Below are 16,912 nucleotides of genomic sequence, written 5' to 3'. Positions count from 1 at the left end.
AATTTGTCGCTATCCCATCGGATAGCCTTAACCCTTTATGAAATGACCCAATTTATGAAATTGATGAAACAACTCTTGTGTTGCTTGCTCCTGTGGATGACGCAGGCCACAGCCACGGCAACACCCAACGACTCCATACCGGGGCACCAAAGTTTTACCTTGCTCTCCAAGCACTTGGGCGAGCAACGAGTAATCAACGTTTGGACGCCCGCCGACTACAGCGTTAGGTCCACAGCCCTACCCGTAATGTATATGGCCGATGGGGGAATACAAGAAGATTTCCCAGAGGTAGCCCGGACATTTTCCACATTGATCGAGGCGAAGAAAATTCCGCCTTTTATTTTGGTAGGTATCGAAAATACCCAACGTCGACGCGATTTAACCGGGTTTACAACGGTGGGGGAAGACCGAGAAATTGCGCCTATAGTGGGGGAATCGGAGTCTTTTAGAGCCTTTGTAAACGATGAACTCTTCGCTCAAATAGCGCAGCGCTATAAGACGACCGGCAAAAGAGGTATACTCGGCGAATCTTTGGCGGGCTTGTTTGTCGTGGAGACCTTGTTATACAAACCGGAAATGTTTGATTATTACATCGCTTTTGACCCTTCTCTGTGGTGGAACGACGTATTTTTAGTGCGCCATGCAGCACAGCAGTTGCCCGCCAAAATGAAGACAAAAAAAACCTTTTGGTTTACCAGTTCCGACAATGCAACACTCTCCCAACTGTCCCTTCAACTCTCACAGGTTTTAACGACTCAAAAGATCGCCCGTTTAAAGTGGTTATACACTGCAGAACCCAACGAGAATCACCAGACCATCTTTTCAGCCACCAAGGAAAAAGCATTGATTTGGACCTTAAACCCATAAAAAACAACAGTAAAAAAGTCGCAGGCGCAAAGAAAGCGCCTGCCATTTACCGAATAATCTCCGATAAAACGGCTACAACAGCCTAGCATAACGGCCTACACCCGGCAGCCCTTATTACATATCAGTACCTCCCACGGAAGAAACAACGGTTGTTTCGGTTTTGGATTTTTCCATACATCGCAGCTGAGTATTGCGTAATCGCCGCTTACTTAATGCTGAACTCGAGGTTTGACCCAGCTGTTATTACCGGATAAAAAAACCTTGATCTTAACGCGATACCTCCAGTACAACAGCAGTGAGGACGTTAGCAAGCCCAAAGTAAGTCCATACCATATTCCGGTCACCCCCCATTTGAAGACGATTCCCATGATATAAGCCGCGGGCATACCCACCATCCAATAGGCAAAAAACGTGATAAAAGTAGGCACATTGACATCGCCTATACCCCTTAAAACACCTAAGCCCACGACCTGTACCCCGTCAAAGAGTTGGAATACACCCGCGATGATCAACAGCTGAGCCGCGATGGCAACCACGGCAACGTCTTGCGTAAAGATGTAGGGTAAAATTTGATTTAATGCCGCAAATAAAATAGCCGTACACGTCATAAATAAGATGACGAGGTGGTAAGACGAAATGGCATAGCGTTGCAAGCGCACAAAATTGCCGTTTCCAAAGCTGTTTCCCGTTTTGATGGTAGCAGCCGTAGCGATACCGCTGGCCATCATATAAGTCAATGAAGCCATTTGAATACCGACCTGATGCGAGGCTTGTTCCGTAGCACCTATAGTACCGGCGATTAAAGCAGCACCGGCAAAGGCACCAATTTCAAAAACGTATTGCATGGCTACCGGAGTACCTATTTTTAAAATACTGACACATTTTTTCCACTCCAATTTAAACAAGTGGAAATACTGCATATAGGCGCTAAACACCTTGCCCTTAAAGACGTAGATTCCCATGGCCAACATCATCAAGATCCGATCGATCAGCGTGCTGTAACCCACACCGCTAATTCCCATAGATTCGATACCGAACATTCCCTTGACAAAAATTATGGCCAAGATGATGTTTACGACATTTCCCCATATCGAGATGTTCATGGCTTGTTTGGTAAAGCCCAATCCCTCGGCAAACTGTTTAAATGCGTTAAAAATCATCAGCGGTATGATCGACAAACTCAATATAAAGAGATAGGGCTTGGCTACTTCCACAACTTGAACGTCCTGATCGAGGTGTTCTACGGCAAAGACCGATCCGTAATAGACCACTAAAAACAAAAGGATACTCGTAACTATATTCAACCAAAAGCTATTGGCCAGCAACTTGGCGCATTCGGCCTTGTCGCCGCGGCCATTGGCCTGTGCTATCAACGGAGTAATCCCGTAGGCAATTCCCAAACCGATTACCAGAACCACCATAAATACAGAATGCACCAACGATACCGCAGCCAGGGGTATGGTACCCAAAAAATGTCCGACCACTATACTGTCTGCCATGTGTACCAGAGTGTACCCCAACTGAGAGATCACCACCGGTCCGGCGAGTAAAAAAGTGCTTTTGTAATAAGGCTTTAACCTTTTGAATTTAGATAAGATCATCGGTGAAAAAGTTCTAGGGTAAAAAAGAATGCAAATTTACGTTTAATAAATTGTTTTCTTGAATAAATTGTGTTAAAGCCCGATTGAAAATACAAATACATACCAAGCCGAAGTCTGCCTGATTCTATCCTCAACCTTTTTTTGTTGCGAATAATGCATTTTTTTTTAAAATACATTTGTAAATAAACTCATAACGAATCAATAATTATAGCCCTATTTCCCAACAACTAACAAACAAAAGGGGCAATTAAATAATTATAATCATGTATTTTGATTTTTAAGGGTATATAACAACTATTTTACATAATGAGATTTATATAAAAATAATATTGATTTATTAAAATAAAAATAGACATATATTGGCATTTTTATAACAAAAATTTAAATTTACAGCCTAATTAACACTAAAATGTAACTTATGAAAAAAATCACATTACTAATTGCTGCGGTATTCCTAACGCTTACCGCCTGTTCCAAAAGCGATGACGACTCGTCCAGCTCTTATGTACAACTTAAAATAGATGGGGTATCCAAAAAATACCGGAAAGTAAAGGTCACGAAAAAAGAGGATGAATTTACTGCTATACAAAAAATAAGTAATTATGAAGTCATCGCTACTGAAGGAGACAATGTACTGAACAACATTTCTTTTTGGATAACCATCTCATTAACAGAAAACAATCACTACGCAGATCGTTTTGAAATTGAAAACGAAGGAATCAAATACTATGCTCCTTATAAAAACCGAGAAGGTACTTTCAATGCAGAAATTCTAGAAAGTAACGACAAACACGCCACGGGTGTCTTTGCCGGCGAACTCAAGAGGCAATCTTCAGAAAACAAGGATGAAGTCATCAAAGTCGAAGCAGGCGAATTCAACATTATTTTCTAAATGCAAACAACAGCCCAGCGGCTTACCGCTGGCTGTTGTTGTATTTCTTTGAGCAGGCCATCGCTTAGTTGATGTTGCCCATGCACACATACTTTATTTCGGTATAATCGTCTATACCATATTTTGAGCCTTCTCTACCCTTACCCGAATATTTTACACCGCCAAAGGGCACGCTTTCCGACGAGATTAACCCTTCATTTACACCGACAATACCGTATTCCAAGGCTTCGCTCACTTTCCACGTCCGCGTGAGATCTTGGGTATAGAAATAGGAAGCCAAACCGTAGATTGTATCGTTGGCCATTTGAATGGCTTCCTCATCGGTCTTAAATTTAAACAGCGGTGCAATGGGTCCGAAAATTTCTTCCCGAGCAAAGTCCATGTTAGCTTGGGCATTGCCGATTACCGTTGGCAAGAAAAAGTAGTTGTCCTGTTTTTTTCCTCCAAAGAGCAGTTCCCCCCCTTTTGCCAAGGCATCGCTTACGAGTAGCTCCATGCGATCCATAGCTTTTTTATTGATTAACGGACCAAAGTTAACCCCTGGCTCCATACCGTTGCCCACCTTTAACTCGGAGACGGCTTGGACGAATCGCTCGGCAAATTGGTCGTAGATTTTCTCGTGTACCAAGATGCGATTAACACAGACACAGGTTTGCCCGGAAAATCTAAATTTACCCGCTATGGCGCCGCGAACCGCTGCATTGATATCGGCATCTTCAAAAACGATAAAGGGTGCATTACCCCCGAGTTCCAAGCTCAGTTTTTTTAGCATGAAAGCGCTTTGGCTGCTCAAGATTTGTCCTACACGGGTGGAACCGGTAAAGGAAATCTTGGAAACCAGCGGGCTTTCGCATAAAAGCTTACCCGTTGCAGCAGCCTGAGTCCCGACGACCACGTTGATGACCCCTTTGGGAAAACCCGCTTGTTCCGCCAAAGCGACCATCGCCAAAGCCGAAAGCGGCGTTTCTTCGCTGGGGCGGACCACCGCTGTACAGCCCACGGCCAAAGCAGGGCCGAGTTTACGCGTAATCATGGCCAACGGAAAATTCCAAGGGGTAATCACGCCGACTACGCCTATGGGTTGTTTGACGACCAACACCCTCCGGTCTGCGGTAAAGCCCGGTATCACATCGCCATACACCCGCTTGGCCTCTTCGGCGAACCACTGTATAAACGACGCGGCGTAGTCCACCTCTCCGCGACTTTCAACCAGCGGCTTTCCGCATTCCAAGGTCATGATGGTCGCCAAGGCCTCTTTATGGCTGATCAGCAAGTCGTACCAGCGGTACATAATAACCGAGCGCTCTTTGGCTGCCAAGGCTTTCCAAGGTCCAAAAGCTACAGCTGCCGCCTGTATGGCCTGTTCTACCAAAGCGACATCCGCGTCGTGAACCGTAGCCACTTCGGTTCCGTCGGCGGGATTAACCACCTTAAAAGTCCCGCTACCTCCAGAAACCCATTGTCCATTTACATGGGATTGGTCGTAGATTAATTCTTTATAATTTTTCATAATTTTCATTGATTTGATTGATTTACAGCTCCTTTTACGCGGTCTAGCGGTGTATAGCGCTCTATTCGAAGATAATGACTTGGCGAATGCCCTCACCTTGAGCCAAGCGCTCAAAGCCTTCGTTGATGTCTTCGAGCTTAATGCGGTGGGTAATCAATTTATCCACCGCCAATTGCCCCCTTTTATAGAGTTCCAAATAGGCGGGAATATCCCGAAGGGGCACACAGCTCCCGAGATAGCATCCTTTGAGGCTCTTTTCCTGTCCAACTAGGGTTAGCGGATTCAAACTCAATCGGGCATCGGGATGCGGCAAGGCTCCGGTAACGGTGGTACCTCCTCTTTTGGTGGCGTTAAAAGCGTAATCCAAGGCGGGCATGGCACCGGCAAACTCCACGGATATATCCACACCGCCGTCGGTGATTGCGTGAAGTTGCTGTAAGGCATCGGCATCGGCCGAATTGATTACTTGATGCGCTCCAAACTCCGCGGCCATCTTCAACTTATACGGACTGATATCCGCGGCTATAACCTGAGCGGCTCCTGCGGCTTGGGCTCCTAAAATTGCAGAGAGTCCCACACCACCGAGTCCGACCACCAACACGGATTCGCCCATTTTAAGCTGTGCCGTATTGACCACGGCTCCCACTCCCGTCATGACCGCACAGCCGAAGAGTGCGGCGATTTCAAAGGGAATCTCCCGATCAATTTTAACCAGGGAATGTACGGAAGCCACGGCATATTCCGCAAATCCGGAAACGCCGAGATGATGGTATAACTGCTGCCCATCGGCGTGTAAGCGTCGTACTCCGCCCAATAGGGTACCGGCTCCATTGGCCTCAGCCCCAGGTTCGCAAAGTGCGGTTCGCCCCGTTTGGCAATAGATGCAATGTCCACATGAGGGTAGAAAGGCAAAAACCACGTGATCTCCCACTTCAAAGCCCCTGACCTTGGGTCCCAACTCCACGATAACTCCCGCGGCTTCATGTCCCAAAACCATCGGCAAGGGTCTGGGGCGATTCCCGTCTATTACCGAGAGGTCGGAATGACAGAGTCCCGCTGCCTTGATCTGTACCCGTACTTCGTCTTCGCCTGGGGCGTCGAGCTCCACCTCTTCAATACTCAGGGGTTTGGACTGGGTATACGGTCGTGTTGCCCCCATTTTTCTCAATACTGCTGCTTTTATCTTCATGTTTATCGGGCTTAGTTATAAAATTCAGGAGCGTGTTTAAACGTACTCCACTTTTCGGGATCATGCCCCGTTACTACCAGGGCGTTGTGCTGATCGGCCAGAAATTTCATCTTGGCCACAGAGCGCACCGAATCCACAGCCGAAACCAAGAATCCCGGCAGTACTTCATTGTTCCAATGCTCGGTGGTATACGCCGCATCTATGGCCAACAGTATCGATCCGGAATTGGGCAGGGTCACCAAAAAACTGGAATGCCCGGGGGAATGTCCGGGGGTAAAGATAATTTTCAGCGTACCATCGCCATAAAAATCATAGACATCGGTCTTTTCTCCATATAAAAAGTGCCACTTTAAATCGGGCTTGTTAAAATCCTTTTTGATATAACCTCCGGCGGCAAACCAATCGGCCGTAAAGGCGTATTCGTATTCGACCCTTTGCACCACGTGGGTTGCATTGGGAAAACGACCAATCGCTCCGGTATGGTCCAAGTGCAAATGACTTTGAATGACGTATTTTATACTCGCCGGATCCACACCTATACTCTTAATGGCGTTGTAACAGCCCTCTGCTTCGGTCATCACGGGCCAATACACCTCGGTGATACCGCCCCAATGGCCTACCGGATCGGTGGCGCATTCCACCGCATTTCCTCCGTCGATTATAATGTTGCCCTTGGGGTGAATAATCAGATACCAGGGAACCGGAATCTCATACGGATCCTGGGAGGCATTCATCTTGATGTTGTTTTCCTTACATTTCAAAACTCCGGTTTGAAACATATACAATCTCATCTCATCTTTCATCTTAAATTACTTTAGTGGTTTATAATAGCTTCGCTGTAAGTCTACAAAAGAAGCCCTTGGCATAGACTAACAATTTAATGAAAAAAATGCAGAAAAAACCCTAAACCCCGCCAAAACCTTGTTAAACCTTTCAAAACCAACCAAGTAAAAAACCCGATTCTTTTTCCATGTAAATCAACAGCTGGGCATCAAAATAGATGCGTCCTGTTTGGTTGTAAAGATCTTGTGGATAAACGGATTCACAGCGAATTCACCACTGCCAAACCAGCATTTTTGAAATCCGCCTAATTCCCAGCGGTTTTCGTCCAGATCCCTGTTGCGCATCAGCTTCCGCCCCTGGCACTAAAAGTTTGTAAAAGCAAAAAATCCCAATTGAATTGGGATTTTAGCTACTATATATAGGGGCATCGCCTTAGTTCCTCTTGCGAACAGCAGGCAATTCCATGTTCTTATAAGCGACAAATTTCGTTTTTTTGGTCCACTTGTATCCAAACCATATAATCAGGAAAATCGGCAATCCGATATAGGTGGCAATCACCCCAATCCAATCGATGCGATCGCTGAGAAAGGCCTGATAATTTTGTCCCAAGGTAATGACCAAACAGACAAAAAAGGCAAAGAAAGGACCAAAGGGAAACAGCTTGGCTCTATAGGGTAAATCGGCCAGGTCTCTTCCCTGCAGCATATACCCTCTTCTAAAGCGGTAGTGACTGATTGCAATTCCCAACCAAGCGATAAAACCGGTCATTCCCGAGGTGTTTAACAGCCACAAATAAATTTGCTGATTGGGAAACAAGGACGTTAGAAAGCACAAGGCAGCCATGGCAGTAGTGGCGATGAGCGCATTTCTAGGCACACCAGCTGCGGTGATTTTGGAAAACATCTTAGGCGCTTTTCCCTCTCTGGCCAAGGAAAAGAGCATACGGGTTGACGCGTACATACCCGAATTTCCCGCAGAGAGCACCGAGGTTAAAATAACGGCATTCATGATGGAAGCCACCGCGAGCAGTCCCGCATTTTCAAAGATAAGCGTAAACGGACTGATGCTGATATTGGTAATGTCTTCATTGAGTAGACGCGCATCGGTAAAGGGGATAATACTGCCGATGATGATGATCGAAAAAACGTAGAACAACAGGATCCTCCAAAAGATTTGCTTGGTGGCCTTGGGGATGTTCTTCTCTGGATTTTCGGACTCCCCTGCCGCGATACCGATCAATTCCGTACCTTGAAAGGAGAAGCCCACGATCATGGCTACCCCGATTAAAGAGGCAAAGCCGCCCGAGAAAGGCGCCCCATCGGCGGTCCAATTTTCTTTGACATGTCCCGCACCTTCGAGTATACCGACGATCATCAGCAATCCGATAATGATAAAGAGTATCACCGTAACCACCTTGATCAAGGAAAACCAAAACTCCATTTCACCGAAGTTTTTGGTCGAGATCACGTTGATGGCAAAGAGTATCGCCAAAAATATTGCACTCCATATCCAGGGATCGACATCGGGCAGCCAGAACTTCATCACGAGTTGCGCGGCTACCAAATCCACGGCTATGGTAATGGCCCAATTATACCAGTAGTTCCACCCCAAAGCAAAGCCAAAACCCTCTTCGACATATTTTGCTCCGTAGGTAGAAAACGAACCCGAAGTGGGAATATAAGCGGCGAGTTCGCCCAAGCTCGTCATCAAAAAATACACCATAATACCGATAAAGAGGTAGGAGAGCAAGGCTCCGCCCGGACCTGCCTGAGCGATAGTCGCCCCAGAGGCGACAAAAAGGCCGGTTCCTATAGACCCTCCTATCGCGATCATCGAAAGATGTCGCGCTTTTAATACTCTTTTTAATCCTTGTGTATTTTCGTCTTTAACCATAGTGTTGTTTTGTATTAATAGTAGCGCTGCCGGACCCTGATTGGTCGCTGCTCGCTGGGCAAAATCCTTAGTTGCGCGGTTCCGAGACCAGACCCGGCAGTCGTTTTTGCGCCAAGGCCGTTCGCGAGTTTTTCGCTTGTCGTGATTCACTCCCCTTTATATCAAGGCGGTATCGCTACTGCCAAAAATAAATGAAAAAAAACAGAAAAAAAACACCCTTTTCGGATAAATACCGACCGTCAAGCTTATAGCTCTGCGTCACAGGAGTTTCGCCGATTTCACGGGGAGTAAAAATCTACCAAGACCGCATTCAACATTGCCGTCCAAATCATTTTCACAAGCGCAATCGCGCAATCGCCCCGTTTTACCGCAAAAAACCAAGCCGATAAAAGTAAGATTATTATTCTCAAACTGCCCATGTTTCCTATAAATTATCTATATAAAAAATAATTTTTAGAAAAAATAAATCACTTAATTGGAATACTTCGGTAGATTGTCTTAGTTTTAAAAAAATTTAATGACAACAAATACAGATGGATTTTACAAACCCCTTAGTATATGGTACGCCATGTTTTTTAGCGTTAATTTTACTCGAACTCAGCTACAGCAAACACACGGATAAAAAAGATTTATACCAGTGGAAAGATTTGTTTTCGAGCCTGTCGATCGGACTGGGTTCGGCCATACTCGCTGCCCTGTTGAAAACCGTTACGGCTATATTGGTCTTTACGGCGGTTTACGAGCTCTTTAATCCCGTAGTCGATGGGGTGCGCACCAACATCATGGGTTGGCAATCATTTGGATATACGTGGTATATCTGGCTCTTATGTCAGTTGGCCGACGATTTTAGCTATTATTGGTTTCACCGACAAAATCACATGGTGCGCTTCTTTTGGGCCGCGCATATCGTACACCATTCCTCGGACAACTTTAACCTGGGTACCGCTGTTAGAAACGGTTGGTTTACCCTGTTTTACAAGCCGCTTTTTTACCTGTGGATTCCCGCTGTTGGCTTTGCGCCAGAAATGTTGATCGTCTGCTTGGGTATCGAATCGCTCTGGCAGTTTCAATTGCACACCAAGTACGTACCCAAACTCGGCTTTTTAGAAAAAATTTTTAATACGCATACCATGCATCAGGTACACCATTCGAGAAATTTGGAATACATGGATAAAAATCACGGGGGATTCCTCAATATTTTTGACAAGCTATTCGGCACCTGGAAGGAACTCGATGAGGATATCGATATCGAATACGGCGTTACCACGCCGCCGGATTCTTATAATTTATGGACGATATTGACCCATGAATACGTCAATATTTGGGACGATACCAAGAAATCGCCCAAATTAAAAGACAAGTTTATGTATGTCTTTGGTCCTCCAGGCTGGAGTCATGACGGCAGCAGTAAAACCGTCAAACAAATTCGGGAAGAACTGCGCTTACAGGCCTTGAACGGCAGCGAAAAAGTCCCTGCTCAAGAATAAAAAAAATGCGGTATCAGCAGTGGTACCGCATTTTTTTTTGATCAATCCTCTATACATCCGCCCTGCCCTGCCTTAGGCGGATTGTCCAATTGCTTTAGCGCTTCGGACTTCAGCAATTCCCTACCCCAACCGTTGAGCTCCCACAGTACTTTAACCAGTCCCTCTCCCAATTCGGTTAGGGTGTATTCCACCCTTGGAGGCAACTCGTTAAAGGACTGCTTGTGGATAATACCCGCTTCTTGCATTTCCTTTAGCTGTTGGTTGAGTACACGACGGTCGACTTTAACTATGCCGCGAAGCAATTCGCTAGGCCGTTTTTCCCCCTGGTGCATGCGCCAAATAATCGGAATTTTCCACTTGCCACTTATGGCTTTTACAGCGAATTCCAACGGGCATTCCTTTTCGATAACGGTGGGGCTGTTCTCCTTCATAACTGTGACTTTTTTATCCCCTAGGGCTATAAATATGCGGTATTGTGGGGACTGAATTATAGAATTATGTTTGCCGTATATAACGTTTATAAACAACTTTTAGTCATGCCAAATTTAAGCAAACAATTAGAAACTCTACAGTCGGAAATGACAAATAAATTGCCCGAGGAAATCCTCGCTGTATTCAGCCGTTGTATCCGCGATTTTAAGGCGGTCAATTTGGAGGAGAAGGCGATTCAAAGCGGTATGCACCTACCGGCTTTTAGCTTGCAGAACAACCTTGGAGTAACGGTTCATTCCGACGAAATCTTAAGCAAATACGACAAAATCGTCTTGTTTTTCTTCCGCGGTAGCTGGTGTCCGTTTTGTCAACTAGAATTGGCTGCGGTAGCGCGTTTTATCCAAGAAAATCACCTACCACAGGTCGGAATATTTGCCATTAGTCCACAGTTGCCCGAGCACAGTACCCTTTTAAAGCGCGAACAGCAGCTGAATTGCGAACTGCTATTCGACTTAGGCAATGCGTATGCCAAAAAGCTCGGCATTTGCCTCAGCCTGCCCGAGTATGCGACCGCGACTTATGAAAACCTGCATATCGACCTGAGGAAGATTAACGGCAGCGCAGAAAGCGAACTTCCCATACCGGCGGTATATGTGGTGAATCACAACGGCATGATTAGCTATTCCCATATCGATTCGAACTATATGAACCGTATTAACTTGGATCAGCTGCTCAGCAAACTCTAATCCCGCGGCAAAGAAGCGCTGCTATACTCCAAAAAAAATTTGAAAAACCCGGTTCTTTTGAAGCAACCGGGTTTGTACCTTTATACGTTGCCACGGTTAATCCATTCCAAACGAGCGAAAAAAAAAGAAAAAAAAACAAGGTTAAATCGGTAAAACAGAACGGTTTATCCCCTCGTATTACCGAAAATTCGCGCTTTGTTCGCCCGAGCTTTGAGACAGCCTGTTGTCGCAAAAAATTGGTAACCCATACCCCCAAGTAAATGAGCAATGGCGCAACCTGCTCAACGACTTCCCACTATTCTTCGCTACTGCTACTTGCTCCAATTCCCAGAATTAACGACTGAAAACTCATTATTTCCCTGTTAACACGGCTTTATATATTAAAAATCATTAATAAATCCCCAGCTTAGTTTCGGGTAAAACATAGCTATATAATGTTATTTTTCATTAAAATGACCCACTATTACCAACGATGTTTTTACTTTGAATCACTTCTTGCATTTTTTTTGCTAACTGTTAATTTTATCCACTGAAATTTAATTTCAATTCATGCAAAATGTTTAACAATTTTGCTATTTTTGAAGAGTGTAAGACACTTATATCTAATTAATTTACTTAAAAACAGGGACATATCTATTTCATTAAAAAATGAATTGTCCTTGTTTTTAGGGTGTGAAAAATATTTTTAAAAAGCTATTGATGGGAGAGTTTAAGCTACTGAATGTCGGTGTAATAAAAGGAAGTCATTTAGAAGAGTATTATCGAGTGATGATGGAATCCAATGGGAAAAAATACCAGCTGGAGCTCAATTTTCAAAACAAAACTATCGAGGAATGTAAACGTGGAATTTTAAAGGATTTCATGTTAAATTTAGGGCATTTTGAGAAGGCAAACTGCAGTGCATTACAAGAAAACTTTAAGCAAGGGGGCCCTGTGAAATCCTATTTAGATTTCCACTATGATTTATTAGGCCGAGAGAATTTACTTAAACAATTTAATATTAACCCTGAGCTTCCCGATGTGAAAGTGCAATTATTTACGCAAATGCAGCTCATACGCATTGCGCTTTATCCCGATGGCAAATATAATATGGCTTACTACGCCACCTTTGATTATGTGCTTGATGGTGATCTATGTGACGAAATTTTATCCATAAAGACCGATCAATTTGGCGCTATACAGTATATCGATTGGGAGCGCTAATGTTTAGCTGTATTGCCTTTTCTCAAAAGAAAGGTTAACCCTTATTTTTCAAAAGATTTATGAGTCAAAATTCCAACGCAGTAGTCTATTTTGAAATTCCGGTGTTGGATATCAAACGAGCCACGGCATTTTATCAGACGGTTTTTAATTTGGCATTTGAAATAGATTATATCGATCACAACGAAATGGCCATTTTTCCCTTTTCCGACAAAATCCGAGGCATCTCTGGCGCTTTGGTAAAAGGTAAAATCTATACACCCTCCTTAAAGGGAACACTGATTTATTTTAATACGACCGACATGGATGCGACTCTGGAACGCGCAGTGGAACAAGGCGCCAAATTGCTGTATCCCAAAACATCGAACGGCATTGGGGGATATGTAGCGGAATTTCAAGACTCGGAGGGCAACCGCATCGGCTTGCACATGAAAGTCTTGCAATCGTCTACGTCCTAATCCTTCGCTTCTTTCAAGGGCGTATTTCTATGCCGCTTCAAACAGGCCGTTGCCACAGTCGCTTTCTCCCGCTTTAGAAACACCGCTATATCGGAGAAAACGCACTGCTGTGTTTTTTTTCTGCATGGAAGCGTAAAAAAAGGAGTGTTTCTTGGTAAAAGCAAAAAAAAACCTATCTTAGAAAACTCAAAATCAACATTATGAAAGCGATTTACATCGGACTATTGGCCCTTGTTTTAGGGAGTTGTCAACCGACTACCCCGGCGGAACCCCAAGTAAAAATGGTACAGTACGAAGCCTTACAAGAGATCATCGACCAAAGGGACGACCGCTTGTATGTCGTTAATTTTTGGGCGACTTGGTGCAAGCCCTGTATCGAAGAACTCCCCGATTTTATGGCGGTCAACAGCGCGTACGAGGACGACAAAAAATTTAAAATGATTTTGGTTAGCCTGGACCGACCCAAGGATTTTGAAACGGTGATGAAGCCCTTTTTGTCCGCACACCAAATCGTCACCGATGTTTATCTGCTCGACGACAACAAGCGCATGAATACTTGGATTCCCGCTTTTGACCCGCGTTGGTCCGGAGCTATACCCGCTACGTTTCTCTATAAAAATGGGGAAAAGCGCGTCTTTGTCGAGCAATCCCTTTCCAAGTCCGAACTCGAAGCACTGATTAAAACCCATTTATAGGCCGCTGCCCTGTATGCCTTATCAATACAACTAAAAACCCCTTAATTATGAAACCACTGATTGTAATAGCCCTGGCTATATTGAGTTTGACTGCTTGTAAAAAAGCAAGCGATACCGAAGTAATTCCCGAAACGCCAAACAGCACGGAAAACGCCGCGAGTCTACCCGAAGCCGAAAACACCGCTATCGGTTACCGCATCGGCGATGAAGCGCAGGATTTTTCCTTGAAAAACGTCGATAACAAAAACATTTCCCTTGCCGACTATCCTCAGGCCAAGGGTTTTATAGTGATCTTCACCTGCAATCACTGTCCGTATGCCAAAGCCTATGAAAACCGCATAATCGCCTTGAATAAACGCTATACCGACTTGGGATATCCCGTAATTGCCATCAATCCGAATGATCCGTCGGTACAACCCGAAGACAGTTTTGAAAACATGCAAATTCGCGCCGAGGAAAAGGGATTCACCTTTCCGTACCTGATCGATGAGGGACAGCGCGTATATCCGGTGTATGGCGCTACCAAAACGCCGCACGTCTACCTACTCCACAAGGAAAACGGCAAGAATATCGTCAAATACATCGGTGCCATTGACAACAATTATGAGAATGAAAACGATGTCAGCGAGCGCTATGTCGACGATGCAGTCAATGCCCTGTTAGCGGGAAAACCCATAGCTACAACCACCACAGTAGCGATAGGATGTACGATAAAGGTTCAATAAACCGATATCCCATGCCATAATATCCGAGACGGGAGCGCTAAATTGCTCCCGTTTTTTTGTTTAACCGCCGCTCCTAATCTGAGATAGACCCGCCGCTATATCAGCAATCCTAGTGTAGCTAGTGCGTTAACTCCAAACAATGCGCTACTCATGTAAAGCCGTTAGCGCAACCACATACAGTGCTTCACCGAGCTTATCGAATCGATTGCCGCCCGGGTCGAATTCTCGCTTAAATCGATTTAAAAACCGAAAGCCATCGCGCCGACTTTCGACGATTACATCCGTTCAATACGCCGTGTTTAAGTCGCTTATTTCTGACCTCGAAAATGCTTTGTCAGCGGTTTTTTCTTTGGGGTTTCCAAGGCAGAGATTTGTCGGTTATAGGCGAGGTCGTTTTAAGAACGCCTTGAAAATGCTTGAAAATCTGGAACAAAATCAATAAAAGCGCTACCTTTATACAAAAAGAAGCGATGAGGAGATTATTGGTATTGCTGTTGTTTACGGGTTTGCTCTGCCCGGCTTTTGCGCAGGAAAAAGTGTATCAACTGCAGGGTAAATCCGAGCGTTCGCGCATCGATACAGCGGCTTTTAAAAAGTTGGCTGCCGATAAACTGCAGGGCCGCAACGCCATCGCGCAGGCCTTTTCTACACAGCGCAGCGGTCGCGACGAGGTCTATTTTTTTATAGCCACCTTTCTGGGAGATTCCTACGACGGAACGCAAAAGCGCTTTCACGATTACCTGGTGTTGCAAGTCGATCCCAAAACGCAGCGCATCACCGACGGCTACCAATACACCTTAGAATGGTCGGATTCGCCTCATGTCGATTTGTACCGTATAAACAATAAAACCACCCTATTTCGTGCCGATTTAACCCTAGAAAGTCTCGATTTTCGCTGTTTTTCGCTTGGAGCCGACGATATTCGCTACCTCCTCAACGAAGGCGGTACCCTCGCCTTTTAAACTTCGCTGCGGTTGCGGGCAGTCCATACCCTTAGAGTTTATTCATTTTTTTTCCCTTGTATACCCGGCGTCCCGACAGGGCATTTCCATCGTCTCGACGCAGGTTTAAAAACACCAAGGACGACACCACGGTCAATATACCCATAACCAAAAAGGTATATCTAAACACGCTGATATCCTCGCTGTGGTCGATCCAGCTGCTGTTTTTAAACAAGACCAACACCATGGATGCAATGGAAATTCCCAAGCTCAGCGACAATTGCTGGGTTACAGACAGCAAGCTGTTGCCCTCGCTAGAAGTGTTTTTGTCCAAGTCGGCCAGGGAAATGGTGTTTAGGGAGGTAAACTGTATGGCACTGATGCAACCGTGCGCCATCAGCATGGGAATTAAGATGTATAAAGGGGTATTTTGACGCAAAAAGAAAAACACGCCAATCAGCACCCCCAAGATGGCGGTATTGAAAATCAAGGTATTTTTATAGCCGTAACGGCGCACTATGGGAACGACAAAGGAGCGGGCGGTCAGGTTGGACAAAGCCGAAGGAATCATCATCATACCGGCGTAAAAGGCCGAGTATCCGTAACCCACTTGCAACATCAGCGGAATCATCAAGGGCATGCCCCCGATGCCGAAGCGGGTTACCAAGTTGCCGATTAAACCCACTCTGAGGGTTCGGATTTTAAAGAGATCGAGGTTAATCAGCGGATTGGCTACCCTTTTGGCGTGGTAGACATAGAGGGCGATCAAGGCGATGGAAACCAAGAGCAGCAGTCCCAAGTGCCACGGCTTGACCGCATCGGAATTCCAGCGTTCGATAATCAGCGTCAAGGTGGTCAAGCCCCCGCTAAAGCAAATCCATCCCCAGATATCGAATCGCTTGACGGCGTTCTTAAAATCGGGTATGGCAAAGCTCGCCATCCAAATTGCGAAGATACCGAAGGGAATATTGACTAAAAAAATCCAGTGCCACGACAGGGTCTGCACGAGAAAGCCCCCTACGGTGGGTCCGAGCATGGGTCCGATTAAGGCGGGAATCGTAATAAAGTTAATCACTTTGAGCAGTTGGTCTTTGGGATAGGCATAGATCAAGGTCAATCGAGCCACCGGAACCATCATCGAGCCACCGACCGCTTGTACCACGCGCGAAATCACCAGTTGATCCAAGGTCACCGACAAACTGCAACACAGCGACCCCAATGCAAATATAGCCACGGCCGTCATAAAGATCTTTTTGGTTCCAAACTTGTCTGCCAACCAGCCGCTAAGCGGAATTAGCAGCGCTACCGTTAGGGTATAGGCCACGATGACCGACTGTAATTTTAAAGGAGATTCATTTAAATTTTTAGCGATCGAAGGCAAGGCGGTATTTAATATGGTAGCGTCTAAGGCCTGCATAAAAATAGCCATAGCACCGAGCCATGGCAGGTATTTTTGGGCAGTGGCATTGATCTGTGATTCTGAACTCATCGTT

The 16,912-nt window shown here is 45.3% G+C and carries 16 protein-coding genes; 9 read left to right on the top strand and 7 right to left on the bottom strand.

Features of this window, described 5'->3' with window-relative positions; genetic code table 11:
• Window positions 1-42: 42 nt before the first annotated feature.
• Complete coding sequence (locus ACQZ43_RS11420) at window positions 43-867, top strand: alpha/beta hydrolase (protein WP_430612749.1); 825 nt, start codon at window positions 43-45, stop codon at window positions 865-867.
• A 209-nt stretch (window positions 868-1,076) separates the two neighbouring features.
• On the opposite strand, the gene ACQZ43_RS11415 is transcribed toward ACQZ43_RS11420, so the two are convergent.
• Window positions 1,077-2,468, bottom strand: coding sequence for an MATE family efflux transporter (locus ACQZ43_RS11415; RefSeq protein WP_430612747.1), 1,392 nt, complete (start codon window positions 2,466-2,468; stop codon window positions 1,077-1,079).
• Between the two features lie 418 nt (window positions 2,469-2,886).
• Between ACQZ43_RS11415 and ACQZ43_RS11410 the strand changes: the two genes are divergently transcribed.
• Window positions 2,887-3,360 carry a hypothetical protein gene (locus ACQZ43_RS11410; RefSeq protein ID WP_430612745.1) on the top strand — a complete coding sequence of 158 codons (474 nt, stop codon included), beginning with the start codon at window positions 2,887-2,889 and terminating at the stop codon, window positions 3,358-3,360.
• 64 nt (window positions 3,361-3,424) lie between these two features.
• On the opposite strand, the gene ACQZ43_RS11405 is transcribed toward ACQZ43_RS11410, so the two are convergent.
• From ACQZ43_RS11405 to ACQZ43_RS11390, 4 genes are all read right to left on the bottom strand, one after another.
• Window positions 3,425-4,870 carry an NAD-dependent succinate-semialdehyde dehydrogenase gene (locus ACQZ43_RS11405; protein WP_430612743.1) on the bottom strand — a complete coding sequence of 482 codons (1,446 nt, stop codon included), beginning with the start codon at window positions 4,868-4,870 and terminating at the stop codon, window positions 3,425-3,427.
• A 61-nt stretch (window positions 4,871-4,931) separates the two neighbouring features.
• Window positions 4,932-6,059: a zinc-dependent alcohol dehydrogenase family protein gene (locus ACQZ43_RS11400; protein WP_430612741.1), complete on the bottom strand. Its 1,128-nt coding sequence runs from the start codon at window positions 6,057-6,059 to the stop codon at window positions 4,932-4,934.
• 11 nt (window positions 6,060-6,070) lie between these two features.
• Window positions 6,071-6,862, bottom strand: a complete 792-nt coding sequence (gene attM, locus ACQZ43_RS11395) for an AttM family quorum-quenching N-acyl homoserine lactonase (protein ID WP_430612739.1) — start codon at window positions 6,860-6,862, stop codon at window positions 6,071-6,073.
• Window positions 6,863-7,274: 412 nt separating this feature from the next.
• Window positions 7,275-8,735 (bottom strand): amino acid permease, encoded by a 1,461-nt coding sequence (locus tag ACQZ43_RS11390; protein ID WP_430612737.1) that lies wholly within the window; start codon window positions 8,733-8,735, stop codon window positions 7,275-7,277.
• Between the two features lie 533 nt (window positions 8,736-9,268).
• Here ACQZ43_RS11390 and ACQZ43_RS11385 point away from each other — a divergent pair.
• Entirely contained in the window at window positions 9,269-10,222 is a 954-nt protein-coding gene (locus tag ACQZ43_RS11385; protein ID WP_430612735.1) for a sterol desaturase family protein, read from the top strand.
• A 41-nt stretch (window positions 10,223-10,263) separates the two neighbouring features.
• On the opposite strand, the gene ACQZ43_RS11380 is transcribed toward ACQZ43_RS11385, so the two are convergent.
• Window positions 10,264-10,653 carry a winged helix-turn-helix transcriptional regulator gene (locus ACQZ43_RS11380; protein ID WP_430612733.1) on the bottom strand — a complete coding sequence of 130 codons (390 nt, stop codon included), beginning with the start codon at window positions 10,651-10,653 and terminating at the stop codon, window positions 10,264-10,266.
• 147 nt (window positions 10,654-10,800) lie between these two features.
• Between ACQZ43_RS11380 and ACQZ43_RS11375 the strand changes: the two genes are divergently transcribed.
• The 6 genes from ACQZ43_RS11375 to ACQZ43_RS11350 all read left to right on the top strand — a co-directional run bounded on the left by ACQZ43_RS11375 (window position 10,801) and on the right by ACQZ43_RS11350 (window position 15,440).
• Window positions 10,801-11,400, top strand: a complete 600-nt coding sequence (locus ACQZ43_RS11375) for a peroxiredoxin-like family protein (protein ID WP_430612731.1) — start codon at window positions 10,801-10,803, stop codon at window positions 11,398-11,400.
• Window positions 11,401-12,099: 699 nt separating this feature from the next.
• The gene (locus ACQZ43_RS11370) at window positions 12,100-12,603 is read left to right on the top strand and encodes a DUF2004 domain-containing protein (RefSeq protein ID WP_430612729.1); all 504 of its coding nucleotides are present in this window, start codon (window positions 12,100-12,102) and stop codon (window positions 12,601-12,603) included.
• Between the two features lie 59 nt (window positions 12,604-12,662).
• The gene (locus ACQZ43_RS11365) at window positions 12,663-13,058 is read left to right on the top strand and encodes a VOC family protein (protein ID WP_430612727.1); all 396 of its coding nucleotides are present in this window, start codon (window positions 12,663-12,665) and stop codon (window positions 13,056-13,058) included.
• A gap of 200 nt (window positions 13,059-13,258) precedes the next feature.
• Window positions 13,259-13,753 (top strand): TlpA family protein disulfide reductase, encoded by a 495-nt coding sequence (locus tag ACQZ43_RS11360; protein ID WP_430612725.1) that lies wholly within the window; start codon window positions 13,259-13,261, stop codon window positions 13,751-13,753.
• Between the two features lie 47 nt (window positions 13,754-13,800).
• Complete coding sequence (locus ACQZ43_RS11355; protein ID WP_430612723.1) at window positions 13,801-14,478, top strand: thioredoxin family protein; 678 nt, start codon at window positions 13,801-13,803, stop codon at window positions 14,476-14,478.
• Window positions 14,479-14,948: 470 nt separating this feature from the next.
• A complete protein-coding gene (locus ACQZ43_RS11350) occupies window positions 14,949-15,440 on the top strand; it encodes a hypothetical protein (protein WP_430612721.1) in 492 nt (163 codons plus the stop codon).
• Window positions 15,441-15,471: 31 nt separating this feature from the next.
• Here the strand turns inward: ACQZ43_RS11350 and mdtD are convergent, their stop codons facing one another.
• Window positions 15,472-16,908: a multidrug transporter subunit MdtD gene (gene mdtD / locus ACQZ43_RS11345; RefSeq protein WP_430612719.1), complete on the bottom strand. Its 1,437-nt coding sequence runs from the start codon at window positions 16,906-16,908 to the stop codon at window positions 15,472-15,474.
• Window positions 16,909-16,912 lie beyond the last annotated feature (4 nt).

It is taken from the genome of Flavobacterium sp. JP2137 (assembly GCF_050562195.1).
Lineage (GTDB): Bacteria > Bacteroidota > Bacteroidia > Flavobacteriales > Flavobacteriaceae > Flavobacterium.
Note: the sequence above shows the minus strand (reverse complement) of the source record. Positions and strands in the feature narration are given on the sequence as shown.